Source organism: Micromonospora sp. ATLC16 (assembly GCF_057196645.1).
This window is the reverse complement of sequence record NZ_JBXUOW010000035.1, coordinates 35,459-60,764: the sequence shown is the minus strand read 5'-3', so window position 1 is coordinate 60,764 and position 25,306 is coordinate 35,459. Positions and strand designations below refer to the sequence as shown.

The window sequence follows — 25,306 nt, the reverse complement described above, 5'->3', positions numbered from 1 at the left end:
CACGGTGGATGCCCGGGGCGAGATCCTGGAGTTGAAGTCGACGGTGAACACGATGGTGGATCAGCTGTCGTCGTTCGCCGACGAGGTGACCCGGGTGGCCCGTGAGGTGGGTACCGAGGGCAAGCTGGGCGGCCAGGCCCAGGTGCGCGGCGTCGCCGGCACGTGGCGGGATCTGACCGACAACGTGAACTCGATGGCGTCGAACCTGACCAGCCAGGTGCGCAACATCGCCTCGGTCACCACCGCGGTGGCGAACGGTGACCTGTCGCAGAAGATCACGGTTGACGCGCAGGGCGAGATCCTGGAGCTGAAGAACACCGTCAACACGATGGTGGACCAGTTGTCGTCGTTCGCCGACGAGGTGACCCGGGTGGCCCGTGAGGTGGGCACCGAGGGCAAGCTGGGCGGCCAGGCCCAGGTGAAGGGGGTCTCCGGCACCTGGCGCGACCTGACCGAGAACGTCAATCAGCTCGCCTCGACGCTGACCACCCAGCTACGGGCGATCGCCCGCGTCTCGACCTCGGTTACCCGGGGCGACCTCACCCAGCGGATCGCGGTGAAGGCGCAGGGCGAGGTCGCCGAGCTGAAGGACAACATCAACCAGATGATCGTCACCCTGCGGGAGACGACCCACAAGAACGCCGAGCAGGGGTGGCTCGACTCCAACCTCGCCCGCATCGGCGGCCTGCTCCAGGGCCAGCGTGATCTCGGCGAGGTCTGCCGGATGATCATGCAGGAGGTCACGCCGCTGGTCGACGCGCAGCTGGGTGCCTTCTTCCTGGCGGACAACTCCGAGGGCGTGATGCGGCTGCGGTTGACCGCCTCGTACGGCTACGTCTCCCGGGGGCACGACGTGACCTTCGGGCCGGGCGAGGGGCTGGTCGGCCAGGCCGCGCTGTCCCGGCGCACCATCCGGGTCGGCGCCGTGCCGGACGGCCGGATCACCTTGCGTTCCGGGTTGGCCGACACGCCACCGGCGGACCTGGTGGTCCTGCCGGTCCTGTTCGAGGGCGAGCTGCTCGGCGTGATCGAGTTCGCCACCGTCACACCCTTCTCCGAGCTGCACCTGTCGTTCCTGGAGCGGCTGGTTTCCACCATCGGCATCGCGGTCAACACCATCCAGGCGAACCGGCGTACGGAGGAGTTGCTCGCCCAGTCGCAGCGGCTGGCGCACGAATTGCAGGAACAGTCGGCGGAGTTGCAGCGGACCAACGCCGAACTGGAGGACAAGGCCAAGCTGCTGTCGGAGCAGAAGGCGAACATCGAGACCCAGAACCGGGAGATCGAGCTGGCCCGGCTGGGCCTGGAGGACAAGGCGCAGCAGCTCACCCGGGCCTCGGCGTACAAGTCGGAGTTCCTGGCGAACATGAGCCACGAGCTGCGTACGCCGTTGAACTCGCTGCTGCTGCTGGCCCGGCTGCTGATGGAGAACTCCGAGCAGAACCTCACGCCGAAGCAGATCGAGTTCGCCCGGACGATTCACGGCTCCGGGTCGGACCTGCTGCGCCTGATCGACGACATCCTGGACCTCTCCAAGATCGAAGCCGGGCGGATGGACGTCGAACCGACCGAGGTCCGGTTCACCGAGGTCTGCAACTACGTGGGACAGGCGTTCGCCCCGCAGGCCGAGGAGAAGGGCCTGGACTTCCAGGTACGCATCGGCAAGGACCTGCCGCCGGCCGTGGTGACCGACGCGCAGCGGCTTCAGCAGGTGCTGCGCAACCTGCTGTCGAACGCGGTCAAGTTCACCGACAACGGGGCGGTGACCCTGCGCATCTCCCGGGCGCCGGAGCACGCGGTGTTCGACGTGCCGGCGCTGACCAACGCCCGGCAGGTGATCGCCTTCACCGTGATCGACACCGGGATCGGGATCTCCGACGACAAGCTGTCGCTGATCTTCGAGGCGTTCCAGCAGGCGGACGGGACCACCAGTCGCCGGTACGGCGGCACCGGGCTGGGCCTGTCGATCAGCCGTGACCTGGCTCGGCTGATCGGAGGCACGATCACTGTCGCCTCGGCGCCCGGCCAGGGCTCGACGTTCACGCTCTACCTGCCGGACGTATTGGCGCCGGACGCGGTGGTGGCACCCGCGCCACCGTCACCGCAGCGGGCGGGTTTGCCGTCGTCGTTGTTGATGCCCCCGATGGAGCTGCTGTCGGAGGCGCCCGAGGCGCCGAAGACCCGTCAGCTGGACGGCGCCACCGTGCTGATCGTGGACGACGACGTGCGGAACGTTTTCGCGCTGACCAGCGCGCTCGAACTGCACGGCATGACGGTGCTGTACGCCGACAACGGCGCCGACGGGGTTCGCCTGTTGGCCGAACACCCGGAAGTCGATATCGTCCTGATGGATGCGATGATGCCCGATCAGGACGGATACGAGACAACCCGGCAGATCAGGCGTAATCACCGGTTCGCGGACCTGCCGATCGTGTTCCTGACCGCGAAGGCCATGCCAGGGGATCGGGAGTCCGCGATCGCGGCCGGAGCCAGCGACTACATCACCAAGCCGGTCGATCTGGACCAGCTGATCGAGCTGATGGGTAGCTGGATCAGTGGCAGCCGTACCGAGGAGGGCTCGTGACGCAGGTGGCGAAGGCGCTGCTGGTCGATGATCGCCGGGAGAACCTGATGGCCCTGGAGGCGATCCTCCAGGGGCTGCCGGTGCAGTCGGTCGCCGTGGAGAGCGGTGAGGCGGCGCTGAAGCAGTTGCTGGTGGACGACTTCGCGGTGATCCTGCTGGACGCCCAGATGCCGGGCATGGACGGGTTCGAGACGGCGAGTCACATCAAGCGGCGGGAGCGTACCCGGCACGTCCCGATCATCTTCCTGACCGCTGCCGACCGGGACGCCCAACTGGCGTTACGGGGCTACGCGGCGGGTGCGGTGGACTACCTCACCAAGCCGTTCGACCCCTGGGTGTTGCGGGCCAAGGTCTGCGTCTTCGTCGAGCTGTGGACCAAGACCCGCCAACTGGCCGCGCAGTCCGAGATGGTCCGCGAGCGCGACGCCCAGTGGCGGATGCTGACCGATGCCGTCGACGAGGCCACCACCCTGCTCCGCAACACCGACGATCCCGAAGCCCACGCCCGCGCCGTAGCTCTCCTCGAACAAGCCCGCTGGGGCACCACCCCCGACTGACCCCCACCCCCACCCACCCACCCACCAAACCCTCCCCGTTGATCATGAGGTTAGCGGCAGATTTGAAGATCAAAATCGCCGCTAACCTCATGATCAACGCGCTTGGCGAGGGTGGGGGGGTTAGGGGGTGGGGGTGTCGTTGCGGACCATCAGGGCGCTGCGTAGGCCGGTGATGTCCAGGACGCGGAGCAGGAAGTCGCCGACGTTTGTCAGCACGAGCAGGGACTGGGCGTGGCTGGCCTTGCGGCTGAGGACGACCAGGGTGCCCAGGCCCTGCGAGTCGCAGAACGTCACGCCGCCGAGGTCGAGGACGATCCGGGGCGGGGGCTCGGTGAGAACCTCGTTGACGACAGTCGATAGCTGGGCGGCCGTTTGCATGTCGATCTCACCGGCAAGGCGGAGGACTGCTTCGTCGCCCGTTCGGTGTACGGTGATGGACAGTTCGGCACGATCCACCGGGTCAGCCTATCGCGATCTCCGTCGACCGGCCTGTCGAGGGCGTGCCGTCCCCGCGCAGCGTGCCGGGGGTGAGCCCGGTAACCCCTGGGCGGGGTGGCTGCCGATCCGTCGCCGGGCGCTGACACAATGGCGGCATCGTGACCGAGGTGTTTACCGCCGGATCCGACCGCTACCCGGTCGACGCGCCGGCCTCAGCGGCCCTGTTCGACCGCGCCTGCGCCATCGTGCCGGGCGGGGTCAACTCCCCTGTGCGCGCCTTCCGGGCGGTCGGCGGCACACCACGCTTCATGGTCCGCGGTGAGGGACCCTGGCTCCACGACGCGGACGGTCGCCGTTACGTCGACCTGGTCTGCTCCTGGGGTCCGCTGATTCTGGGCCACGCCCACCCCGAGGTGGTCGCGGCCGTGCAGGCGGCCGCCGCGCATGGCACCAGTTTCGGTACGCCCACGCCCGGCGAGGTCGAACTGGCCGACGAGATCGTCGCGCGTACCCCGGTCGAGCAGATCCGGCTGGTCAACTCGGGCACCGAGGCGACCATGTCGGCGATCCGCCTGGCGCGCGGGTACACCGGCCGCTCAAAGATCATCAAGTTCGCTGGCTGCTACCACGGGCACGTCGACGCGCTGCTGGCCGCCGCCGGCTCCGGTGTGGCCACGCTCGGCCTGCCCGATTCACCGGGGGTCACCGGCGCGGCGGCCAGCGAGACGATCGTGCTGCCGTACAACGACGTGACCGCCGTCGAGGCCGCCTTCGCCGCCGAGGGCCAGCACATCGCTGCGGTGATCACCGAGGCCGCACCCGGCAACATGGGTGTGGTCGCCCCCCGTGACGGGTTCAACGCCCAGTTGGCCCGGATCGCGCACGCGCACGGCGCACTGCTGATCGTCGACGAGGTGATGACCGGGTTCCGGGTCTCCCGCGCCGGCTGGCACGGCCTCGACCCGGTCGAGGCGGACCTGTGGACGTACGGCAAGGTCATGGGTGGTGGGCTGCCCGCCGCGGCGTTCGGCGGGCGCGCGGAGATCATGTCGCGACTGGCGCCCGCCGGCCCCGTCTACCAGGCCGGCACCCTCTCCGGGAACCCGCTCGCCTGCGCGGCCGGGCTGACCACGCTGCGGCTCGCCGACGACGCGCTCTACCGCCGGTTGGACGACACCGCCGCCGTGGTGGGCAGGCTCGCCGCAGACGCGCTGGCCGCCGCCGGGGTCCCGCACCGGCTGTCGTACGCCGGCAACATGTTCTCGATCTTCTTCACCGACGCCGACGTGGTCGACTACGACAGCGCCCGCACCCAGCAGGTGCCGGCGTTCAAGGCGTTCTTCCACGCGATGCTCGCCGCCGGGGTCTATCTGCCGCCGAGCGCGTTCGAGTCCTGGTTCGTCTCGGCGGCGATCGACGATGCCGCCCTGGAACAGATCGCCGGCGCGCTGCCGACGGCGGCCAACGCGGCGGCAGCGGCAGGTCACGGGGGGTAGCGGTGGGCGTGAGGAGTGAGCCGGGTTTGCGAGCCCCGCAGTCGCGAACAAGGGGGGCACAGCGGTGAGCAAAACGGTTGTGCACGTGCTCCGGCACGGCGAGGTGTACAACCCGAACGGCATCCTCTACGGCCGCCTGCCGGGTTTCCGCCTCAGCGAACTGGGCGTCCAGATGGCCAAGGCCGCCGCGCAGGGGCTCGCCGAACACGAGGTCGTGCACGTGGCGGCCAGTCCGCTGGAACGTGCCCAGCAGACCGCCGAGCCGATCGCCGCCCAGTTCCGGTTGCCCGTCGGGGTGGACGAGCGGCTGATCGAGAGCGCCAACTGGTTCGAGGGCAAGAAGGTCTCGCCCGGCGACGGCTCCTTCCGCGACCCGCGTAACTGGTGGGTGCTGCGTGATCCGGTGACCCCGTCCTGGGGCGAGGCGTACCGGGCCATCGCCGAGCGGATGTTCGGCGCACTGCACGCCGCCCGGATCGCCGCCGAGGGCCGGGAGGCCGTCCTGGTCTCGCACCAGCTGCCGATCTGGACGCTGCGCCGCTACGTGGAGCGCAAGCGGCTGTGGCACGACCCGCGTCGCCGGCAGTGTGCGCTGGCCTCGCTCACCACCTTCCACTTCGACGGTGCCAAGATCGTCGGCATCGGTTACTCCGAGCCGGCCGCGCACCTGGTGGCGATGTCGCCGACCGCGCGGACGGCAAAGGGGGCCTGAGATGGGGGTCCGGAGGCTGGCTGCCGGCCTGCTCGCCGCCGCGACCACCGCGGTGCTCCTGAGCGGCTGTACGGGCGACGGCCGGGAATCCGACTGCGACAGCGCTGGCGGCATCGTCGAGTGCGCCCCGGAGCAGCGCTCCGCCGCCCCGAAGATCGCCGGTGAGCTGCTGGCCGGCGGGTCTTACGACGTGGCCGACCAGCGGGGCAAGGTCCTGGTGGTCAACTTCTGGGGCTCCTGGTGTGCGCCCTGCCGGGCCGAGGCCGACGACCTGGAGAACACCTACCAGGCGACGAAGGACTCCGGGGTGACCTTCCTCGGCATCAACGTGCAGGACAGCCGGGACAAGGCGGTCGCCTTCGAGGAGGGCCGGGTCAGCTATCCGAGCATCTTCGACCCGGGCAGCCGGCTCGCCCTGGACATGGACATCCCGCCGAACACCATTCCGGCCACCATCGTGCTGGACCGGAAGGGACGGATCGCCACGGTCGTCCGGGCGGCGGTCCGGCAGGAGGGGCTGCAACCGATCGTCGAGCGGATCGCCGCCGAGGCGCCCGCGCCGGCCGGTCAGCGCTGATGGGCGGGACATTCGGTCAGCTCGCCGAGTCCGGCCCGTTGCTGCTGGCGTTGGGCGCTGCGGCGCTGGCCGGTCTGGTCAGCTTCCTGTCCCCGTGCGTGCTGCCGCTGATGCCCGGCTACCTCTCCTACGTCACCGGGCTGGCCGGCTCGGACCTCGAAGGCCGTCACGAGTCGCCCGCCGTGGACGGGACACCGGGCGACGGTGGCGGCGTCGGCACCGCCGTGCGGGAGCGCGCCCGGGTCGCCCCGGCGGTGAAGGGTCGGGTGCTGGCCGGGACGCTGCTGTTCATCGCCGGCTTCACCGTCGTGTTCACCGCCACCGCGGTCCTGTTCAGCGGCGTCGGTCGGGTCTTCTTCGACCACGAACGGACGCTGGAGATCATCGTCGGCGGGCTCATCGTCGTGCTCGGTCTGGGCTACCTCGGTGCGCTGCCCGGGTTCCAGCGCGAGTTCCGGATCAACCGGCTGCCCGCCGCCGGCCTGTTCGGCGCGCCCGTGCTCGGTGCCGTGTTCGCGCTGAGCTGGGTTCCCTGCACCGGGCCCACGCTGGCCGCGGTGCTCGGCATGGCGACCACCAGCGGGCAGACCGACCGGGCGGTGGTGCTGGCCGTGGCGTACTGCCTCGGGCTGGGCCTGCCGTTCGTCATCTTCGGGCTGGGCTTCAACCGGTTGCTCGGGGTGTTCCGCACGGTACGCCGGCACAGCCGCTGGGTCACCCGGATCGGCGGGGCGTTGCTGATCCTGATCGGGCTGGCATTGGTCAGCGGCGGCTGGACCAACGTCGTGATCTGGTTGCAGACCACCGTCGGGGTGGGCAGCTTCGAGGTGGGCATCTGATGACCGCCGTCGACGACCGTCCCGCCACACCGGCCGAAGCGCCCCGCCGCCGCCGCAACCCGCTGCTCGCGCTGCTGCGCAACTCGTGGCGGCAGCTGACCAGCATGCGTACCGCGCTGGTGCTGCTCTTCCTGCTCGCGGTCGCGGCGATCCCCGGGTCGGTGCTGCCGCAGCGTGGGGTCAACCCGGAGGACGTACGCGACTTCTACACCGCCAACCCGGACCTGGCCCCGCTGCTCGACCGGGTGGGCGCGTTCGAGGCGTTCAGCTCGGTCTGGTTCTCCGCCATCTACCTGCTGCTGTTCGCGTCGCTGATCGGGTGCATCACGCCCCGGCTGCGCGACCACGCCCGGGCGCTGCGGGTCCGTCCGCCGGCCGTACCGAAGCGGTTGGAGCGGCTGCCGCAGCACACGGTGGTGCCCGCGCCCGAGGGCGGCGCGGCGGTGGTCGCGGAGGCCCTGCGGCGACGGCGGTGGCGGGTGGTGGTACGCGGTGACGAGGTCTCCGCCGAGAAGGGCTACCTGAAAGAGACCGGCAACCTGATCTTCCACACCTCGATAGTGCTGATGCTGGTCGGTGTCGCGCTCGGCTCCTGGTACGGCTGGCACGGCAACCGGCTGCTCGTCGCCGGTGCCGACCAGGTGTTCTGCAACACCCGCCAGCAGTACGCCGAGGCGAAGCTCGGCCCGCGCGTCGGTGACGACCTGCCCCGGTTCTGCATGCAACTGGACGAGTTCGACGGGCAGTTCCTGCCAAACGGCCAGGCGTCCTCCTTCAGCGCGAAGGTGACCGTCGACGAGGACGGCGGCGCTCCGCGTCAGGCCGAGTTCTCGGTCAACGCACCGTTGCGCCTCGACGATGCGAACGTCTACCTGCTCGGACACGGCTACGCCCCGGTGATCCGGTACACCGACCGGTTCGGTAGGACCCAGACCAGCCCGGTGCCGTTCCTGACCACCGGCGACATCGGGCTGACCGGGGAGGGCCTGGCCGCCTTCCCGGACGCCAACGTCGACCCGGAGACCGGCGAGCGGAATCCGGATCTCCAGGTGGCCTTCTCCGGCCTGTACCTGCCGACCGCGCCGCAGGAGCCGCCGTTCGTCCGCTCCGAGCACCCCACCGAGCAGAATCCGCTGCTCGACCTGGTCGCGTACCGGGGCAATCTGGGGCTCGACGCCGGTATCCCCGGCTCGCTCTACCAGCTCGACCAGCGTCAGCTACGCAATGGTCGGCTCACCGAGATCGGTGCGAAGCAGCTGCGGATCGGCGAGAGCTGGACGCTGGACGACGGCACCACCGTCGAGTTCGTGGGCACCGAGCGGTACATCGTGCTGTCGGTACGGCACGACCCGGGCACGATGCTGCTGCTGGTCAGCTCGGTCGGGCTGGTGCTGGGGCTGATGGGTTCGCTGTTCGTCCGGCGTCGGCGGGTGTTCGTTCGGCTGCTGCCCGCCGGTCCGGGCGACCCCGACGGTGGATCTCCGACGGGCGGTAGTAGTTTGGTCGAGGTGGCGGGTCTGCCGCGTACCGAGCACCCCGGGTTCGCCGCCGAGTTCGCCCAACTGGTCGCCGCGATCGGTGGACGATCCGGTGACGCCGGCACCGACCCGGGCGCGCCGGCCCGGGCGCGGGAAGGAGCCGAGTGATGTCCGCACTCTCCGATCAGCTGGTGTCGATCGCCGCGCTGGCGTACCTGCTGGCGATGATCAGTCACGCCGTCGAGTACGCCCTCGGCAACTCGCGCGCCAGGGCGGTCGCGGCACCGGCCCGCGAGCTGGTCGGCGCGGGGGTGGGCGCGGTTTCGACCGGGGCGGTGGACGGCTCTGCTGTGGTGGGTCCGGCGGCACCGGGTCGGGCCGAGCGCACCGCGCGCCGCGCTGAGCTGGGTGGCCGGATCGCGGTCGGGCTGACCGCCGTGGCCGCCGCGCTGCACCTCGCGGCACTGGTCACCCGGGGCCTCGCCGCCGACCGGATGCCGTGGGGCAACATGTACGAGTTCGTGCTCACGGTCTCGTTCATCGGGGTCGCCGCCTGGCTGGTCGTGCTGGTGAAGTGGCCGTTCCTGCGCCGCCTCGGGTTGTTCCTGACGCTGGTGATGGTGCTGCTGGTGGCCACCGCCGAGCTGGTGCTCTACACCCCGATCGTGCCGCTGGTGCCGGCGCTCAACTCGTACTGGTTCGTCGTGCACGTGTCGACGATCGTCTTCGCGTCGGGTCTGTTCCTGCTGGGCGCGGTGCCGGCGGCGGCGTACCTGATGCGGGCCGGGTACGAGAACGGCAGGCGCAGCTTCCCGTACACGCTGGCGAAGCGGCTGCCGGCGGCGGCCGGGCTGGAACGGCTCACCTTCGTGCTGCATGCCTTCTCGTTCCCGATCTTCACCTTCGCGGTGATCGCCGGGGCGATCTGGGCCGAGGCGGCCTGGGGTCGCCCGTGGGGCTGGGACCCGAAGGAGACCTGGGCGTTCATCTCCTGGGTGGTGTACGCCGGCTACCTGCATGCCCGGGCCACGCCGAGCGTGCGGCGGAGCACGGCCACCTGGCTGGCCATCCTCGGCTTCCTGACCGTGCTGATGAACCTCTTCGGCGTGAACGTCTTCTTCGAGGGCCTGCACTCCTACGGCGGCCTCTGACCCGTCGTGGTTCCACCTGGGTCGGGTGAACTAGCGTCAGGGCGTCCGCGTACCCCGAACCCCTCTCGGGAGCGAACGATGCGTCAACGTACCGTCCTGGCGTCCCTGGCCGGCCTGGTCGTCCTGCTCGCCGCCGGCTGCGGCGGCGGTGGCGACGCCCCGGCGGCCACCGTCCCGTCCAGCCCGCCACCCTCAGCCGCCCCGCCACCCTCAGCCGCCCTGCCGCCGGAACCGGCCCCGTCGCCGGCCCGTACCGTGCCGCCGAAGCCGCGGCTACGGCCGCTGCCGGTGAAACTGCCGGCCGGGCTGATCCGCACCACCGGCACCAAGAAGGTGGCCCTCACCTTCGACGACGGCCCGAACCCGGCCTGGACGCCTCAGGTGCTCGACCGGCTGAAGGCTGCCAAGGTGACCGCCACCTTCTGCGTGGTGGGTGCCCAGGTCCGTAAGCATCCGGGCCTGCTGCGACGGATCGTCCGGGAGGGGCACCAGCTCTGCAACCACAGCTGGGACCACGACCTGGACCTGGCCCGGCGGCCGGTCTCCGAGATCCGGGCCGACCTGGTACGCACCAACCGGGAGATCCGGCGGGCGGTGCCGGACGCGAAGGTGCCGTTCTACCGGCAGCCCGGTGGCCGGTGGACCGCCGAGGTGGTGAAGGTCGCCAGGCAGCTCGACATGCGCTCGTTGCACTGGTCCGTCGACCCACAGGACTGGGCCAAGCCGACCGCGGCCACCATCGAGAAGCGGGTGAAGCGTTCGGCCCGTCCCGGCACCGTGGTGCTGCTGCACGACGGGGGTGGCAACCGCTCGGCCACCCTCGCGGCCTGCACGAAGTTGATCGCCGGCCTGAAGCGCGACCATGGCGTCGCCAGGCTCACCTAGACCGGCTCCGAGCTGGCGCTTTTCGGGTCGTTGTGGCTGCCGCCATACCGGTTTGGTCGACCGGTACGCCATCACGTATGCTTTCGAAGCCTCCGGCGGGGCCGGATGGGAGCAAGTCCGCTCAACGTTGCGAGTGTGCAATGATGGCGGGGCCGCCCTCATCGTCTAGCGGCCCAGGACGCCGCCCTTTCAAGGCGGTAGCACGGGTTCGAATCCCGTTGGGGGCACGGTTCGGCTCAGGCCGGAGGCAACACCAGCAAGGTCCTGTGGAGCAGTTGGAGTGCTCGCCGCCCTGTCAAGGCGGAGGTCGCGGGTTCAAGTCCCGTCAGGACCGCAAGCGCTGACGCCGCGCACCTCGCGCGGCGTTCTGCGTATCGGGGCATGTGACCCGTCCCAGCGGCGATCCCGCAGGTTGGGTAGCATGAGCCGAGCACCTCGGCCAGGTAGCTCAGTTGGTACGAGCGTCCGACTGAAAATCGGAAGGTCGGCGGTTCGACCCCGCCCCTGGCCACATAGCCTTTCGCCGGGCTATTGCAACGCCGATCAGCGGAAACGCCGGTCGGCGTTTTGCTTTGCGCCCCCTCGGGCTGGCGCCCGTTGATCGTCCTTGGATGCCTCCACCTCAACCGGACGGCCTGGCCGGTGCTACGGGATGCCGGCGGCGTGGTGGGCGGGCTTCGCCGACCGGCTACCGGTCGACATCAGGCGGGACGGACATCGGGGGAAGCTGCGCACCAAGGCATGAGCCGGTATGGTCCGGGCCCATGGGACAGGGGATGGCCGATCCAACCGAGATCCAGCAGGACCTTGAGCGGTTCGCGCTCCGCAACACCCTGCGCGTACCCGCCTCCGCGGAGCGGGCGTACGAGGTCTTCACCGGTCGGCTCACCGACTGGTGGGTGATGGAGTACACCTGGTCGGGCCCGGAAGTTCTGGCCGAGCTGGGCATGGAACCCCGACCCGGCGGGATGCTCTACGAGGTCGGGCCGTACGGCTTCCGCAACGACTGGGGGCGGGTGCTGACCTGGGATCCACCCCGCCGTCTGGTCTTCACCTGGCAGATCGGTGCGGATCGCGCACCGGTGCCCGATCCGGCGCAGGCCAGCGAGGTCGAGGTGCTCTTCACGCCCGCCGAATCCGGCACCCTCATCGAGGTGACGCACCGGCACTTCGACCGGCACGGCACGGCTGCGGAGGGCTACCGACAAGCCCTGACCGCCGGTTGGCACGAGTTGCTCTCCCGCTACGCGACGACACTGATCCACACGCGGGCATGAACGCCGCGTCGGGCGCGTTGACCGACTCGAACGGTCAGGCGGCCCGACGCCGCAGCGTCGCCACGGTCGAGCCGGCCAGGGTGAGCAGGCACTCCGGCAGCAGCCCGTCGGCCGCCGCCGCGCCGAGCAGCGCCCGGGCGGTGTCGAGGTCGGCGTTGGCGTACGCGCTGACGAAGCGGGCCACCCACCGAGCGTCGTACCCGGCCTGGTCGATCCCGGGAAAGTCGAGCGCGCAGGCCCCGAGCGGCACCGGGTCCCCCACCATCGTCGCGGCCAGGCACCACGCCACGTCGTGCACCCCGGACAGGCCAGCCCGGTCGACCACCGCGTCGAAGGTCCCCACCACCGCCTCGGAGTCCCCGTCGAGGGCCGAGCTGAGGATGGCGGCGGCGTCCTCGAACGTCTGCTGTGGCGAGTCGGTCACGGACCGCACAGTACGGGTGCCAGTCAAGGAGCCCACCATGGTTACTCTCCGCACATGGTGGAGGCGACCTGCGGTTAGACCCGCCTCCACGGTCCCGCCGCCGGTCACGGCACGCTAGTCTGCGCAGCGGACCTTCGCCCGAGGAAGGACGACCATGCACATGTCGCGCGGCTCGCGGACGGCCATCCTGGCTGTCTGCGCCACGGTCCTGCTCGCCACCAGTGCCTGCGGAGAAGACCAGCCCGAGGAGGCGACCACCCAACAGGTGCGCCTCTACGGCACGGACGGCAACATGCTCAACTCGTACCCGGAGGAGTTGAAGGATCGCGCTGGTCTGGTCGACGGGATGAAGGGCACCACCCCGCTCACGCCACTGCCGGACGACTTCAAGAACCGGCTACGGTCCGTGGACCCGAGGTTGACCGATTACCTCTACTCCGCCGAGGCGTACGACGCGGTGCTGATCAGCGCACTGGCGGCGCAGCTCGCCGGGTCGACCGACCCCGCGGACATCGCCAAGCAGATCGTGGGCGTCACGAACAACGGCACCAACTGCGCCACGGCCAGTCAGTGTCTCAAACTGGCTCGCCAGGGCACTGACATCGAATACCGCAGCGTGTCGATCACCCGAGCCGGCTTCACGGACGCGGGCGAGCCGGCCACCGCCAGTTACGCCACCCTGCACTTCGACGGTCAACAGCTCAACGACGCCAAGACGGAGTTCGTCGGCGCCGGTGACGAGTCGACGGCCAGCAAGAAATCCCCGCCGAAGGCGAAGCGGCAGAGCGGCAGCCTCCCCGGGCCGAGCAGCGGCGCCCCGCTGGTCCTGGGTGGCCTGCTCCCCAAGACTGGTGATCTGGCCATCGCCAACCCGCCGATGGCGGCCGGTGCGGCGCTGGCCCTCAAGGAGATCAACGCGGCCGGTGGGGTGCTCGGCAAGGACGTGGTCTGGATCGACGGGGACGACGGCACCAGCCCGACCGTGGCCAAGGCGACCGTGGCCAGCCACATCGACGCCGGCGTACACGTGATCATCGGTGCCGGTGGCTCCGGGATCTCCGCGGCCGTGCTGCCCGACGTGGTGGACGCCGGTCTGATCCTCTTCTCCCCGTCGAACACGGCGGCGGACCTCACCAACGCCGACGACAAGGGCCTCTACTTCCGCACTGCCCCGCCGGACAGCCTCCAGGGGCGGGCGCTGGCCGACGTGATCCTCCGGGACGGCCCGCAGAAGATCGCTATCGTGGCGCGTGAGGACTCCTACGGCAAAGGGCTCCAGGAGGTCGTCCGGGCCGAGCTGGAGCGGGCCGGTTTCGGCGGCGACACGGTGAAGCTGCTCGGCTACGAGCCGGGAGAGGGCGCCGAGGCCGCCCCGATCAACTTCGGTGAGGGCGCCAAGCAGATCAAGCAGTTCGGGGCCGACGCGGTGCTGATCATCGGCTTCAGCGAGTCGGCTGCGGTGATCCGGGCGCTCGCCGACGCCGACGTACCGCTGGCCGCGCTGGCCTCCTGATCCAGCCGACGCCGACGGCCGCACCGGATCGCGGTGCGGCCGTCGCTGCTTGCGGGGGTGTCAGCGTCCGCGCCGCCGTTCCAGGAACTCCGTCATCCGGCGCTGCTTCTCCTCGTCGGTGAAGAGCACCGCCTGGCTGACCAGGTCCAGCTGTGGATGCGCGGCGGCCGGGGCGTCGACGGCGAGCTTGGTCAACCGCAGCGCCAACGCCGAACCCTTGGCCATCTCGTCGATCAGCCCGTGGGCCGCCGGCAGCAGCTCGTCCGGCGTGGCCACCACCCGGTTCACCAGGCCGATGCGCAGCGCCTCCGCCGCGTCCACCCGCCGGCCGGTGAACAACAGCTCCTTGGCCAGCGCCTCGCCCACCAGCGCCGGCAACCGGTGGGTGGCGCCGGCACCGGCCAGAATGCCGAGCCGCACCTCCGGCTGGCCGAAGACGGCCCGCTCGGAGCAGACCCGAAGATCGCAGGCGTACGCCAGCTCCGCGCCGCCGCCGAGGGCCGGGCCGTCGATCGCCGCCACGGTCGGCATCGGCAGCGCCCGGATCCGGGCGAAGGCCGCCGAGTTGATCGCGGCCAGCGCGTCCAGTCGGCCCCGCTCCCGCAGCTGGGCGATGTCCGCCCCGCCGGCGAAGATCCCGTCGGTGCCGCCGGTCAGCAGCAGCATCCGAGGGCGTGCCTCCAACTCGGCGCAGATTTGGTGCAGGGCCGCGATCAGGTCGGCGTCGATGGCGTTGCGCTTCTCCGGCCGGTCCAGCGTGACCACCAGTCGGTCCGGCTGCTCCTCGACCCGCAGTCCGCTCATCGTGCCGCCTCCGGCGAGTCCGCACCGCCCGGGATCGATCCCGCCGGAGCAACGCCGACAGCCTCGAAGAGTTCGCTGCCGGCCGAGCGCACCCCGTCGGTCCACCGGTAGAAGCCGTGCCCGGACTTCTTGCCCAACCGGCCGGCGGCGACCAGCTCCACCAGCAGCGGCGGTGGTGCGAACCGATCGCCGTATGCGGCCTGCAACGTCCGCGCTATGTCCAGGCGCACGTCCAGACCGACCAGGTCGGTCAGTTCCAGCGGCCCGACCGGGTGTCGGTAGCCGAGCACCATCGCCTTGTCGATGTCGGCGGGGTTGGCCACCCCGTCGGCGACCATCCGAATCGCCTCCAGCCCGAGGCTCACGCCGAGCCGTGACGTGGCGAAGCCCGGCATGTCGCGTACCACGACCGGGTCCTTGCCCAGTCGCCCGGCGAGCGTGACGGCCGCGTCCGTGGTCTCCGGGGCGGTGGCCGGCCCGACCACGATCTCCAGCAGCGCCATCGCCCAGACCGGGTTGAAGAAGTGCAGCCCGCAGAAACGCTCCGGCCGGGTCAACTCCGCCGCAAGGTCGGCGATCGGAATACTGGAGGTGTTGCTGCCCAGCAGGGCCGGGTGCAGCGCCTCCGCCTCGGCGAGCACGGCCCGCTTGAGCTCGGCCCGTTCCGGCACCGCCTCCACGATCACGTCCGGTGCCGGTGCGACCTCGGCGAGTCCCGCCCGCAGGGTGATCCGTTCCCGGTCGGCAGCGGCCTGCCCGGCGCTGAGTCTGCCGCGCCGAACGGCCCGCTCCCCGAGTTCGGTGAGCCGCCGCACCGCCGCGGCACCGCGCTCCCGGTCCACCTCGACCAGCTCTACGGTGTGCCCGCTGCCCGCCGCCACGTACGCGATGCCGAGACCCATCGTGCCGGCACCCACCACCACGAACCGTTCAGTCATCGCGACACCACCGCACCGTGAGAATCGGTCCCCGGCTTACGCCTGCGGCGCGCGAGGTCGCCGCCACGCCGGGGGTCAGCCCGTACGCTCCGCTCAGTCATGCTGCGACCCTATGCAGCGCCGGCATCGGTGGCATGCGTGGGGGCGGGCGGGATCGGGTACAGATCGCCGACAACCGAGGGAAGGACTAGCAGATGAGCCAGGCACCGGAGACCATGGACGGCGCGGGCGCCGAGGGGACCGTCGAGACGCGCGGCGACGAGCGCGTCGAGCTGCTGCGTGCCGACACCAACAACGACGGCCGCACCGACGTGTGGGTGGTCGACACCGACGGGGACGGGAAGGCCGACCTGTTCCAGTTCGACACCGACGGGGACGGCAAGGTGGACGTCACGATGGTCGACATCGACGAGGACGGCCAGCCCGACGAGGTGGTCGACGGTGACGGAGGGCTCCCCCCGGAGCAGCTTCCGCCGACCGTCCAGGTCTGAGGTTCTGGGGACGGGCACCCTGTTGACGCCTCCGGTGGAGCAGGGGGCCCTTCTCGACACTTCCGCCGTGCGCGGGTCGCCGGCCCAGCGGGTCAGCGGGTCGGCGGGTCAGCGGGTCAGTTGCAGGGTGGCCAGGTAGTAGGGGGCGTCGCGGTTGTCCACGTCGACCAACCGCCAGGGAGAGCCCTGCACCAGCTCGGCGAGTTCCTCCGGGGCGCAGACCAGGTAGTCGAACCAGGGCGTACCCAGCTCGCGGTAGCGCAGGCGCAGCCGTAACTGCCCGCCCAGGCGGCCCCGCCGCCGGTTGTGCTCGTGGTACGTGGTGTGCACCGGATCGCGGGTGCCGTACGGGTCGGTGCCGTGGGCGATCACCTGCGCGCCGGGGCGGGCCAGAGCCGCCAGCGCGGCGAGGAAGGCCGGTGCCCGTTCCCGCCCCTCGATCAGACCGAGATTGTTGCCGAGCAGCAGGAAGGTGTCGTACCGCCGCCCGCTCGCGGCGTGCTCGTCGACGGTGGCGTGCACCAGGTCGCGTACTCCCCGGCGGCGGCACACCCGCAACGCGCCGGCCGAGGTGTCCAGCCCGGTGACCGGTACGCCCCGCTCCTGCAGCAGCAGCGCGATCCGTCCGCCGCCGACACCGACGTCCAGCGTCGCGCCGCGTACCCGGTCGACCGCTCGGTGATCGTGCGGCTGCCAGTCCTGCGGTCCGTCGAGATAGTGGGCGGCCGGTGCGCCGTTGACCAGCCCGTCGTCCCGCTCGATGATCTCGATGACCGGGCGGGGCAGGCGCCCACCGGCCAGCGGCCGGGGACCGATGCCGGTCGCCACCGCCAGCGCGTCGCGCAGCAGTTCCCCGAAGACGTCACCGATCCGTGGCTCCCCCGTCACATGCTTCACGCTATCCCGCCGGTCGGTTGGCCGCAGCGCCCGTATCCTGGCGGCGTGACCACGTTGGACCGCCTCTCAGCCGAGAAGTACATCCTCCTGACGACGTTCCGGAAGGACGGTCGTGCGGTGCCGACCCCGGTCTGGGCGGTCCGCGACGGCGACGCCCTGGCGGTGTGGTCGGCGGCCGACGCCGGCAAGGTGAAACGGATCCGCCGCAGCGGGCACGTCACCGTGGCTCCCTGCGACGTACGCGGCCGACCACACGGCGAGGCGGTACCCGGCCGGGCGAGCCTCTACGGCCCCGGCGCGACCAACCGCATCCGTGGCCTCATCAAGCAGAAGTACCGGGTGATCGGCCGGCTGACCCTGCTCGGCAGCCGGCTGCGCCGGGGGGAGGGCGGCACGGTGGGCATCCGGGTCGAGCTGACCGACTGACGGTCCGACCCGGCGTTCGGGGACTTCGCCCGCCCGACCATGGCGAAGGGCGGCGGAACGAGTCCGCCGCCCTTCGTGTAGCTCTGTTATCAACCGGTTGGTCAGTCCCCCTGGCGCTGCTGCGGAATCTGTCCCTGCAGCAGTGCCCTGACCTCAGACTCGCGGTATCGGCGGTGACCGCCGAGGGTCCGGATGGCGCTCAGCTTGCCAGCCTTCGCCCAGCGGGTCACCGTTTTCGGGTCGACACGGAACATCGACGCCACCTCGGCCGGTGTGAGTAGCGGCTCTGGTTCGTGCGTTCGCGATGCCATCGGTCACTCCTCCACATGTATAGACATCGGCCGGGGTCCCGCCGGCCGACGCGTCTCCCATGGTCCGGCTAGTCCCCGATGTCCGACATGGGCCGAACGGCCGAACGTCCCTAGACGGACGGATGAACCATGCCCGATTTATACGACTTTTACACGCCAGAAAGTAACTTAATCGGACTCATGATCACGGTTCGTGATGCGTCAACTACGAGACAGCCTCGCGTTGCACCCCCAGAAAAGGGACATCAGTGACCTAATTGCAACGCTCCAGAAGTTGCACCGCGCGCCACCGGGCGACCAACTTGTCGTACGCCGCCGAGGCCTCCTCCGCCTCGCCCCGGGACAGCCCGGCCAGCCCGGCCGCGACCAGTTCCGGCGAGTCGTCCTCGGCCAGCGTCTCGTCGGAGAGCAACTCGACCAGCCCGCCGTAGTCGAGTTCCACCACCGAACGTGGATGGAACTCCTCCAGCCAGCGGGCCGCCTCCTCCACCGCCTCGGTGATCGGCGCGTCGCCGACCGACTTGCGGAGCACCGCCAGCGCCCGCGACGAGCGGCGGCGGGCCTTGGAGATCTCCGTCCGGAAGCGCAGCGAGCGCCGGTCCGGCACGGTGACGTGGTTACGCTCCTGCGCGTCGAAGAGCACGAACCAGCGCAGCGGTACGCCCCAGGTCGCGATCTGCTCGTGCACCCGGGGCACGCCGTGCTCCAGCACCCGGGCACCGCTGCGCCAGTCCTCCACCACGGCCTTGGCCTGCCCGGCCAGCACCGGCGGCACGAAGGCGTCGGCCAGCACCGGCGGTACGCCGTCCCGCGCGCTCAACGCCGCCTCAGCCACCCGGATACGCAGGTTCCACGGGCACACCAGCAGCGTCTCGTCGGTCTCCAGCACGTACGCCTCGTCCGGCAGATCCGGCAGCCGCGTCCAACCGGCACCGAGCGCCTCGATCACCGAGGTCCGCTGCCGGCCGGGCCCCTCTACCGGCGCCACGGCCCGCCCCTGCTCGACGTAGCGCCGCCAGTAGGACTGGCGATCCCGGTCGAAGGCGGTCAGCGGCTCGTACACGCGCAGGTATGAAGCGAAGAGCGACGGCACGGCGCGATCCTCCCACGAACGGCAAGCCGAGCGTCGCTCGGCGTCATCGGGCGACCCGGCGCGGCGCAGGAGCAACCCGGGCAAGCCCGGCGCCACCCCGCAACCCGACGACGGCGCGGCCGGGACAGACCGCCCGTAGGACGGGACGGCGGCCCGCCGGGGAGAGCGGCGCGACGCGCGCCGATACTAGGCTCGCAACACCGCAGCATCCCCGCCGACGTTGACCAGGTCCGCGCCTCACAAGGGCACCCGCCACACAGGAGCCAGTCATGGGTGTATTCGCCACCACGGACGACCCGGAGTCCACGGGGCACGAGCAGGTCGTGTTCTGCCAGGACAAGCAGACCGGCCTGAAGGCGATCATCGGCATCTACTCCACCGCGCTGGGCCCCGCGCTCGGCGGCACCCGGTTCTACCCGTACGACAGCGAGCAGGCCGCGCTCGCCGACGTGCTCGACCTCTCTCGCGGCATGGCGTACAAGAACGCCCTCGCCGGTCTGGACCTGGGCGGCGGCAAGGCGGTCATCTGGGGTGACCCGGAGCAGATCAAGAGCGAGGCGCTGCTGCGCGCCTACGGCCGCTTCGTGGAGTCTCTGGGTGGCCGGTACTACACCGCCTGCGACGTCGGCACCTACGTGCCGGACATGGACGTGATCGCCCGGGAGACCCGGTACGTCACCGGCCGCAGCGTCGAGCACGGCGGGGCGGGCGACTCCTCGATCCTCACCGCCTGGGGCGTGTTCCAGGGCATGCGGGCGGCGGCCGAGCACCTTTGGGGCGTACCGACGCTCGACGGTCGACGGATAGGCGTCGCCGGGCTGGGCAAGGTCGGCAAGTACCTCGTCGGCCACCTGTTGGAGGACGGTGCCGAGGTGGTCGCCACCGACGTCGACGCGCGGGCGCTGGACTGGGCGCGCACCACGCACCCACAGGTCCACCTCGTCGACGACGCCTCCGCGCTGGTCAGCGCCGACATCGATGTGTACGCCCCGTGCGCCCTCGGCAGCGCCCTCGACGACGGCACGGTGGCGGCGCTGCGAGCCAAGGTGGTTGCCGGGGCGGCCAACAACCAGCTCGCCCACTCCGGAGTGGAGAAGCTGCTCGCCGACCGGGGCATCCTCTATGCGCCCGATTACGTGGTGAACGCCGGCGGTGTGATCCAGGTCGCGGACGAGATCGAAGGCTTCGACTTCGAGCGGGCCAAGCTGCGCGCCACCAGGATCTACGACACCACCCGGGAGATCCTCCGTCTCGCCGACACCGACGGCGTACCGCCGGCAGTGGCGGCGGACCGGCTGGCCGAACGGCGGATGGCCGAGATCGGGCGGCTGCGCACCATCCACCTGCGCTGACGACGCACCGTCCGGGGCGGGCCGGTGTCCGCCCCCGACGGCCCGCTCCGACCAAGCGGAGCAGCGGACAGGGCGGTGGACGCGTGACGACACGCCGCAGCCCGGGCGAATGCTGGCACCGGTCCCGCTAAGCTGAATTAACGACGCGTTCGCGGAGATTTGCCCTGTGTCACGACCGATCTCGGCACCGCTCCTTACCGGGTACACTGGGTGACGTCCTGACAACCGCAACGCGCGGTCGTCGTCGTGGGTAACCCGAGGTGCCGAACGGCGGCATCCCCATGTACCGTAAGAGCCACGAGAGATGCCTGACGTCATCGGGGCCCGCCTTCGGGCTGCCCCGCATTCTGTGCGAGGGGGTCGAGCCATGGGGCGCGGCCGTGCTAAGGCCAAGCAGACAAAGGTGGCCCGGGAGCTGAAGTACCACTCCCCGAACACCGACCTCGCCGCCTTGCAGCGAGAACTCGGCGGCAGCGGCAAGTCGGACCGCAACTTCGACGACGACTACAAAGAGTACGTCGACGACGACGAGGACCACTCCGACGACGACCCGGACAACTGGGTCCGTCCGACCCGCTGACCCCCGGTCACATCTGAGCACGCGGTGACTGCCCGCGTGCTCACGCATGTGCCCGCTACGCAGCGGCGTGCAGCACCCGACGAGTCGAGGGCCCACCACGGCCGGACGATGCTCCGGCGGCGTGGCGGGCCCTCGGCACCGATCGATCAGCGGGGACGGTTGTTCCAGTTGTAGAACGTCGGGATGTTTTCGAAGTGGTTCCAGGCGCAGACCGCGCTGGCACCGTCGCCACCCGCCACCTCCGCCCGTAGTTGACGCGCGACCTCGGCCTCGTGAAGCAGGGCGTTGAGTCCGACGGCGGCCTCCCGCACCCGGTCGGCGACCCGGTCGGGCTCGTCTCCCGTCACGGTCTCAAGCTCCCGGTGACTGGTGGTCTCGGGCATGCTCCAACACTCCCTCCAGTAGGCGGATCTTGCTGTTGCGGCAGTGCTCGGTCTCCGTACCGTCAAAACGCCCCAGCTCGAAGTAGCGGTTGGCCGCATGGCCTCCGCCACAGAAACCGAAGTACGGGCAGGAGGCGCGACAGGCCTCCACACCGTCGATGAATTCGCCGACCCAGGGGGTGCGCCCCGCGTCGGCCAGGATGGTGTGCAACGGGGTGGCGAGCACGCTTCCGCTGGAGAAGTCGCCGTAACGGGGATCGGTGAAGCCGGCCAGCTCGGGTGAGAGCACCACGACCGAGCCGTCGTACGCCACGGTCGGTATCGGATCGAGCCGGCTGGGCAGCAGATCGTCCGCCGTGCCGTCCAGCACCGCCGCGGCGTACCGCAACGACCACTCCACCTCCCGCAGGTGGATCCGGGGATCCCGCCGCCAGGCCGCGACCAACTCGGCCCAGAACCCGGTCACGGCCGGAGCGTCGTGGGCGTTGACCCGGGTGTTGACGCCCTCGGTCTCCTCGATGTTGACGCCGAGCACCTCGCAACCGAGGTCGAGAAAGTACTCGTACAGCTCCGTGGCGCGCCCGGGAGACGGGTCGTTGACCACCGCGAGCGCCGAGAAGGGCAGCCCGTGTCGACGCAACGCGGCCACCCCGCGGACGATCCGGTCGTACGCGGGTCGACCGGCCCGGGTGACCCGCTCACCGTTGCGTTCCGGTGGCCCGTCCACGCTCACGCTCACCCGCATCCGGTGCCGGGCGAAGAACTCGCACCAGGCATCGTCGATCAGAGTGGCGTTCGTCTGGACGTGGTGCTCCACCTCGGGCCCGAACGGCGCCATCAGCGCCGCCAGCCGCTCCCGGCCGGTGGCCAGTGGCTCCCCACCGTGCCAGACCACGGAGAACCGGCCGGTGGACGCCCAGCGGTTCACCGAGGCGGCCACCGCCTCGGCCACCGCGACCGGCATCTGCCGGTCCGCCGCCCGGAACGGCAGATAGCAGTACGCGCAGTCGAGATTGCAAAGCGTGGTGGGCTGCATCACAACGTACGACGGGACGGTGGCCAGGCCCCGCATCCCGCCCAATGACCGTGCCCGCGCAGCCATCGCCCTCCTCCGTAGCGGTCCTGGGCTGCCGGGCGACCCGGCAGGGGCGCGCCCCGCAGCTCTTGAGGGTGCCCTTCAGGCTAGGCCGCGACGGCCACTCGGGTGAAGCCCTGATCAGGTGGTCGGACGATCAGCGCAAAGTGATCATCCTCGGGTGTGCTGGCCGACCATCCGCACCTCGCCGGTGCCCTCGATGATCTCGCCGACCTGCCAGGCGTCGACGCCCCGCCCGGTGAGCGTGGCCAACGCCCGGTCGGCGTCCTCCGCCGACACGATCGCGAACATGCCGACGCCCATGTTGAAGGTCGCTTCCATCTCCGGGTCCTCGATCCGGCCCTTGGACTGGATCAGGTCGAAGACCGGCTGCGGCTTCCACGTCGACCGGTTGACCACGGCGTCCACGTGCTCCGGCAGGATCCGCACCAGGTTGCCGGGGATACCGCCGCCGGTGACGTGGGCCAGGGCCCGCACCTCGGCCTCCGCGATCAGCTTGAGGCAGTCCTGCGCGTAGATCTTGGTGGGGGTGAGCAGCTCCTCACCGAGGGTGCGCTGGCGGCCGAAGTCGTCGATCACCACGTCCAACCGCATCCGGCCGGCGCCCAGCAGCACGTGCCGGACCAGCGAGTAGCCGTTCGAGTGCAGGCCGGACGACCGCATCGCGATCACCACGTCGCCCACCTCGACCCGCTCGGAGCTGAGGATCTCGCCCTCCTCCACCACGCCGACGCCCGTGGCGGAGACGTCGTACTCGTCGGGGCGCAGCACGCCCGGGTGCTCGGCGGTCTCGCCGCCCAGCAGCGCACAGCCCGCGTACCGGCAGCCGTCGGCGATGCCGGCGCCGATCTCGGCGACCTTGTCCGGCACCACCTCGCCGGTCGCGATGTAGTCCAGCAGAAACAGTGGCTCCGCGCCGCAGGCGACCAGGTCGTCGACGACCATGGCGACCAGGTCGATGCCGACCGTGTCGTGGATGTCCATCTGCTGGGCGATCACCAGCTTGGTGCCGACGCCGTCGGTGGAGGAGGCCAGGATCGGGTGCTGGTACTTCGTGGTGTCCAGCCGGAACAGGCCGGCGAAGCCGCCGAGGTCACCCATCACCTCCGGCCGCCGGGTCTGCTTCACCTTCGACTTGAGCAGCTCCACGGCACGGTCACCCGCCTCGATGGACACGCCAGCGTCCGCGTACGAGACCGCGCGTTTGCGCGCCGGGCGGCCGGAACCGGCCGTCCAGGGCTGACGGTCCCCGCCAGCGCCGCTCGGGCTGCTTCCTGCGCCGCTGCGCTCGGACACGTGCGTCACGGTTCTCCCCTTTGTGGTTCTCGGCTGTCGCGTCGACGGTGACCGACACGCCAGCCGGGCGGTGCTACGGGCAGTTTGTGGTCGCCGACGGTTTGAGTTCGCCGAAGCTGCTGTCGAGTGGCGGGACGAGTTGCTCGGCGGACCCGATCTCGCCGGCCGTGTGGTGGGCGACCCGACGGCCGATCCCTTCGAGCACGTGCTTGCCGATCAGGTTGCCGACGGGCAGTTCGATCGGGTACTCCCCGTCGAAGCAGGCCCGGCAGAGCCGGGTCTTCGGCTGCTCGGTCGCGGCGATCAGGCCGGACAACGAGACATAACCCAGCGTGTCCGCGCCGATCGAGCGCCGGATGCCGTCGTTGTCGAGGCCGTTGGCGAGCAGTTCGGCGCGGGTGGCGAAGTCGATGCCGTAGAAGCACGGCCAGGAGACCGGCGGCGAGGAGATGCGTACGTGCACCTCCACCGCACCGGCCTCGCGCAGCATCCGCACGATCGCGCGCTGGGTGTTGCCGCGGACGATGGAATCGTCGACCACGACCAGGCGTTTGCCCCGCACGTTCTCCCGCAGCGGGTTGAGCTTGAGCCGGATGCCGAGCTGACGCAGCGTCTGCGACGGCTGGATGAAGGTACGTCCGACGTACGGGTTCTTCACCAGGCCGGCACCGTAGGTGATGCCGGACTGCTCGGCGTACCCGATCGCCGCCGGGGTGCCCGACTCGGGTACCGGGATCACCAGGTCGCCGTCGACCGGGTGCTCCTTGGCCAGTTGCCGCCCGATCTGCACCCGGGCGGCGTGCACGTTGCGACCGGCGATGGTGGCGTCCGGCCGGGCTATGTAGACGTACTCGAAGAGGCAACCCTTGGGCTCGGGGGCGGCGAACCTGGTGGACCGCAGCCCCTCCGCGTCGATCGCGATCAACTCGCCCGGTTCGACCTCGCGGACCACGCTGGCACCGACGATGTCCAGCGCGGCGGTCTCGCTGGCCACCACCCAGCCGCGATCCAGTCGGCCCAGCACCAGCGGACGCACACCGTGCGGGTCGCGCGCGGCGTAGAGGGTCGACTCGTCCATGAAGACGAAGCTGAACGCGCCTCGCAGCTGCGGCAGAACCTCCAGCGCGGCGGCCTCGACGGACAGATCCGGCCGGCTGGCCAGCAGCATGGTGACCAACGAGGTGTCGTTCGTCGAACCGTCGGCGCCCAGGCCACGCTCGGCCACCTCACGCTGCAACTCGGCCGTGTTGACCAGGTTGCCGTTGTGTGCCAGCGCGATGGTGGTGCCCGAACTGGTCGCGCGGATGGTCGGCTGGGCGTTCTCCCAGGTCGACGCGCCGGTCGTGGAGTAACGCGCGTGCCCGATCGCGACATGACCGCGCAGGCTGGCCAGCGTCGGCTCGTCGAAGACCTGGGCCACCAGACCGAGATCCTTGTAGACCACCACGCCGGAGCCGTCGCTGACCGCTATGCCGGCCGCTTCCTGACCTCGGTGCTGCAGTGCGTACAACCCGAAGTAGGTCAGGTTGGCGACCTCCTCTCCCGGGGCCCAGACGCCGAAGACACCGCACGCGTCCTGGGGGCCGGGTCGATGGGGGTCAAGGTCGTGGCTCAGCCGGCCGTCGCCTCGGGGCACCTGCCGCTCCCTTTGCTGGTCTGGACTGGCCTGGCGGAACCACGGGGGTTGCTCCGCACCTCTCGGCCAGGA

At 70.5% G+C, this 25,306-nt stretch carries 26 protein-coding genes and 3 tRNA genes; 18 read left to right on the top strand and 11 right to left on the bottom strand.

Features of this window, described 5'->3' with window-relative positions; all coding sequences use genetic code 11:
- Together AC2CHE_RS16670 and AC2CHE_RS16665 are read left to right on the top strand one after the other, a co-directional pair.
- On the top strand, nt 1-2,584 hold a 2,584-nt coding region (locus tag AC2CHE_RS16670; protein ID WP_484505794.1), incomplete at its 5' end, for a hybrid sensor histidine kinase/response regulator.
- Complete coding sequence (locus tag AC2CHE_RS16665; RefSeq protein ID WP_484505793.1) at nt 2,581-3,141, top strand: response regulator; 561 nt, start codon at nt 2,581-2,583, stop codon at nt 3,139-3,141. The genes AC2CHE_RS16670 and AC2CHE_RS16665, both read left to right, overlap by 4 nt.
- 120 nt (nt 3,142-3,261) lie before the next feature.
- Here AC2CHE_RS16665 and AC2CHE_RS16660 read toward each other — a convergent pair whose 3' ends face one another.
- Nucleotides 3,262-3,597, bottom strand: a complete 336-nt coding sequence (locus AC2CHE_RS16660; RefSeq protein ID WP_484505792.1) for an STAS domain-containing protein — start codon at nt 3,595-3,597, stop codon at nt 3,262-3,264.
- 140 nt (nt 3,598-3,737) lie between these two features.
- Between AC2CHE_RS16660 and hemL the strand changes: the two genes are divergently transcribed.
- The 11 genes from hemL to AC2CHE_RS16605 all read left to right on the top strand — a co-directional run bounded on the left by hemL (nt 3,738) and on the right by AC2CHE_RS16605 (nt 11,994).
- Nucleotides 3,738-5,075: a glutamate-1-semialdehyde 2,1-aminomutase gene (gene hemL / locus AC2CHE_RS16655; protein WP_484505791.1), complete on the top strand. Its 1,338-nt coding sequence runs from the start codon at nt 3,738-3,740 to the stop codon at nt 5,073-5,075.
- A 64-nt stretch (nt 5,076-5,139) separates the two neighbouring features.
- Complete coding sequence (locus tag AC2CHE_RS16650; RefSeq protein WP_484505790.1) at nt 5,140-5,787, top strand: histidine phosphatase family protein; 648 nt, start codon at nt 5,140-5,142, stop codon at nt 5,785-5,787.
- 1 nt (nt 5,788) lies between these two features.
- Nucleotides 5,789-6,364, top strand: a complete 576-nt coding sequence (locus AC2CHE_RS16645) for a TlpA family protein disulfide reductase (RefSeq protein ID WP_484505789.1) — start codon at nt 5,789-5,791, stop codon at nt 6,362-6,364.
- Nucleotides 6,364-7,203, top strand: coding sequence for a cytochrome c biogenesis CcdA family protein (locus AC2CHE_RS16640; protein WP_484505788.1), 840 nt, complete (start codon nt 6,364-6,366; stop codon nt 7,201-7,203). Before AC2CHE_RS16645 ends, AC2CHE_RS16640 begins: the two co-directional genes overlap by 1 nt.
- On the top strand, nt 7,203-8,849 hold the full coding sequence (locus AC2CHE_RS16635) for a cytochrome c biogenesis protein ResB (protein WP_484505787.1): 1,647 nt from the start codon (nt 7,203-7,205) through the stop codon (nt 8,847-8,849). Before AC2CHE_RS16640 ends, AC2CHE_RS16635 begins: the two co-directional genes overlap by 1 nt.
- On the top strand, nt 8,849-9,832 hold the full coding sequence (gene ccsB, locus AC2CHE_RS16630) for a c-type cytochrome biogenesis protein CcsB (RefSeq protein WP_484505786.1): 984 nt from the start codon (nt 8,849-8,851) through the stop codon (nt 9,830-9,832). The genes AC2CHE_RS16635 and ccsB overlap by 1 nt, the downstream gene beginning before the upstream one ends.
- A gap of 78 nt (nt 9,833-9,910) precedes the next feature.
- The gene (locus tag AC2CHE_RS16625) at nt 9,911-10,717 is read left to right on the top strand and encodes a polysaccharide deacetylase family protein (RefSeq protein ID WP_484505785.1); all 807 of its coding nucleotides are present in this window, start codon (nt 9,911-9,913) and stop codon (nt 10,715-10,717) included.
- Between the two features lie 154 nt (nt 10,718-10,871).
- A tRNA-Glu gene (locus tag AC2CHE_RS16620) sits at nt 10,872-10,944 on the top strand.
- A gap of 33 nt (nt 10,945-10,977) precedes the next feature.
- Nucleotides 10,978-11,051, top strand: a tRNA-Asp gene (locus AC2CHE_RS16615).
- Between the two features lie 103 nt (nt 11,052-11,154).
- Nucleotides 11,155-11,228 (top strand) — tRNA-Phe (locus tag AC2CHE_RS16610).
- Nucleotides 11,229-11,481: 253 nt separating this feature from the next.
- On the top strand, nt 11,482-11,994 hold the full coding sequence (locus AC2CHE_RS16605; RefSeq protein ID WP_484505784.1) for an SRPBCC family protein: 513 nt from the start codon (nt 11,482-11,484) through the stop codon (nt 11,992-11,994).
- A gap of 34 nt (nt 11,995-12,028) precedes the next feature.
- Here AC2CHE_RS16605 and AC2CHE_RS16600 read toward each other — a convergent pair whose 3' ends face one another.
- Nucleotides 12,029-12,418: a hypothetical protein gene (locus AC2CHE_RS16600; RefSeq protein WP_484505783.1), complete on the bottom strand. Its 390-nt coding sequence runs from the start codon at nt 12,416-12,418 to the stop codon at nt 12,029-12,031.
- Nucleotides 12,419-12,572: 154 nt separating this feature from the next.
- Here AC2CHE_RS16600 and AC2CHE_RS16595 point away from each other — a divergent pair, with 154 nt between their 5' ends.
- Nucleotides 12,573-13,931 (top strand): ABC transporter substrate-binding protein, encoded by a 1,359-nt coding sequence (locus AC2CHE_RS16595; protein WP_484505782.1) that lies wholly within the window; start codon nt 12,573-12,575, stop codon nt 13,929-13,931.
- Nucleotides 13,932-13,991: 60 nt separating this feature from the next.
- On the opposite strand, the gene AC2CHE_RS16590 is transcribed toward AC2CHE_RS16595, so the two are convergent.
- Together AC2CHE_RS16590 and AC2CHE_RS16585 are read right to left on the bottom strand one after the other, a co-directional pair.
- Nucleotides 13,992-14,735, bottom strand: a complete 744-nt coding sequence (locus AC2CHE_RS16590; protein ID WP_484505781.1) for an enoyl-CoA hydratase/isomerase family protein — start codon at nt 14,733-14,735, stop codon at nt 13,992-13,994.
- Nucleotides 14,732-15,673, bottom strand: coding sequence for a 3-hydroxyacyl-CoA dehydrogenase family protein (locus AC2CHE_RS16585; RefSeq protein WP_484505780.1), 942 nt, complete (start codon nt 15,671-15,673; stop codon nt 14,732-14,734). The genes AC2CHE_RS16590 and AC2CHE_RS16585 overlap by 4 nt, the downstream gene beginning before the upstream one ends.
- A 194-nt stretch (nt 15,674-15,867) precedes the next feature.
- On the opposite strand from AC2CHE_RS16585, the gene AC2CHE_RS16580 reads away from it, so the two are divergent.
- The gene (locus tag AC2CHE_RS16580; protein WP_484505779.1) at nt 15,868-16,164 is read left to right on the top strand and encodes a hypothetical protein; all 297 of its coding nucleotides are present in this window, start codon (nt 15,868-15,870) and stop codon (nt 16,162-16,164) included.
- 108 nt (nt 16,165-16,272) lie between these two features.
- On the opposite strand, the gene AC2CHE_RS16575 is transcribed toward AC2CHE_RS16580, so the two are convergent.
- Nucleotides 16,273-17,052, bottom strand: a complete 780-nt coding sequence (locus AC2CHE_RS16575) for a class I SAM-dependent methyltransferase (RefSeq protein ID WP_484505778.1) — start codon at nt 17,050-17,052, stop codon at nt 16,273-16,275.
- A 54-nt stretch (nt 17,053-17,106) separates the two neighbouring features.
- Here AC2CHE_RS16575 and AC2CHE_RS16570 point away from each other — a divergent pair, with 54 nt between their 5' ends.
- The gene (locus tag AC2CHE_RS16570) at nt 17,107-17,487 is read left to right on the top strand and encodes a PPOX class F420-dependent oxidoreductase (protein ID WP_484505777.1); all 381 of its coding nucleotides are present in this window, start codon (nt 17,107-17,109) and stop codon (nt 17,485-17,487) included.
- A gap of 101 nt (nt 17,488-17,588) precedes the next feature.
- Here AC2CHE_RS16570 and AC2CHE_RS16565 read toward each other — a convergent pair whose 3' ends face one another.
- Together AC2CHE_RS16565 and AC2CHE_RS16560 are read right to left on the bottom strand one after the other, a co-directional pair.
- Nucleotides 17,589-17,798, bottom strand: coding sequence for a BldC family transcriptional regulator (locus AC2CHE_RS16565; protein ID WP_007073996.1), 210 nt, complete (start codon nt 17,796-17,798; stop codon nt 17,589-17,591).
- 253 nt (nt 17,799-18,051) lie between these two features.
- On the bottom strand, nt 18,052-18,891 hold the full coding sequence (locus AC2CHE_RS16560) for a DUF8083 family protein (RefSeq protein WP_484505776.1): 840 nt from the start codon (nt 18,889-18,891) through the stop codon (nt 18,052-18,054).
- Nucleotides 18,892-19,160: 269 nt separating this feature from the next.
- Here AC2CHE_RS16560 and AC2CHE_RS16555 point away from each other — a divergent pair, with 269 nt between their 5' ends.
- Nucleotides 19,161-20,243, top strand: a complete 1,083-nt coding sequence (locus AC2CHE_RS16555; RefSeq protein ID WP_484505775.1) for a Glu/Leu/Phe/Val family dehydrogenase — start codon at nt 19,161-19,163, stop codon at nt 20,241-20,243.
- A 367-nt stretch (nt 20,244-20,610) separates the two neighbouring features.
- Complete coding sequence (locus AC2CHE_RS16550; protein WP_093403828.1) at nt 20,611-20,823, top strand: DUF3073 domain-containing protein; 213 nt, start codon at nt 20,611-20,613, stop codon at nt 20,821-20,823.
- A 146-nt stretch (nt 20,824-20,969) separates the two neighbouring features.
- Here AC2CHE_RS16550 and amcA read toward each other — a convergent pair whose 3' ends face one another.
- The 4 genes from amcA to purF form a co-directional block, all read right to left on the bottom strand.
- Nucleotides 20,970-21,206, bottom strand: coding sequence for a multiple cyclophane-containing RiPP AmcA (amcA, locus tag AC2CHE_RS16545; protein ID WP_484505774.1), 237 nt, complete (start codon nt 21,204-21,206; stop codon nt 20,970-20,972).
- Complete coding sequence (gene amcB, locus AC2CHE_RS16540) at nt 21,175-22,278, bottom strand: cyclophane-forming radical SAM peptide maturase AmcB (protein WP_484505798.1); 1,104 nt, start codon at nt 22,276-22,278, stop codon at nt 21,175-21,177. The genes amcA and amcB overlap by 32 nt, the downstream gene beginning before the upstream one ends.
- A 174-nt stretch (nt 22,279-22,452) precedes the next feature.
- Complete coding sequence (gene purM / locus AC2CHE_RS16535) at nt 22,453-23,607, bottom strand: phosphoribosylformylglycinamidine cyclo-ligase (RefSeq protein WP_484505773.1); 1,155 nt, start codon at nt 23,605-23,607, stop codon at nt 22,453-22,455.
- A gap of 64 nt (nt 23,608-23,671) precedes the next feature.
- Nucleotides 23,672-25,234, bottom strand: a complete 1,563-nt coding sequence (gene purF / locus AC2CHE_RS16530) for an amidophosphoribosyltransferase (protein WP_484505772.1) — start codon at nt 25,232-25,234, stop codon at nt 23,672-23,674.
- Between the last annotated feature and the right edge of the window lie 72 nt (nt 25,235-25,306).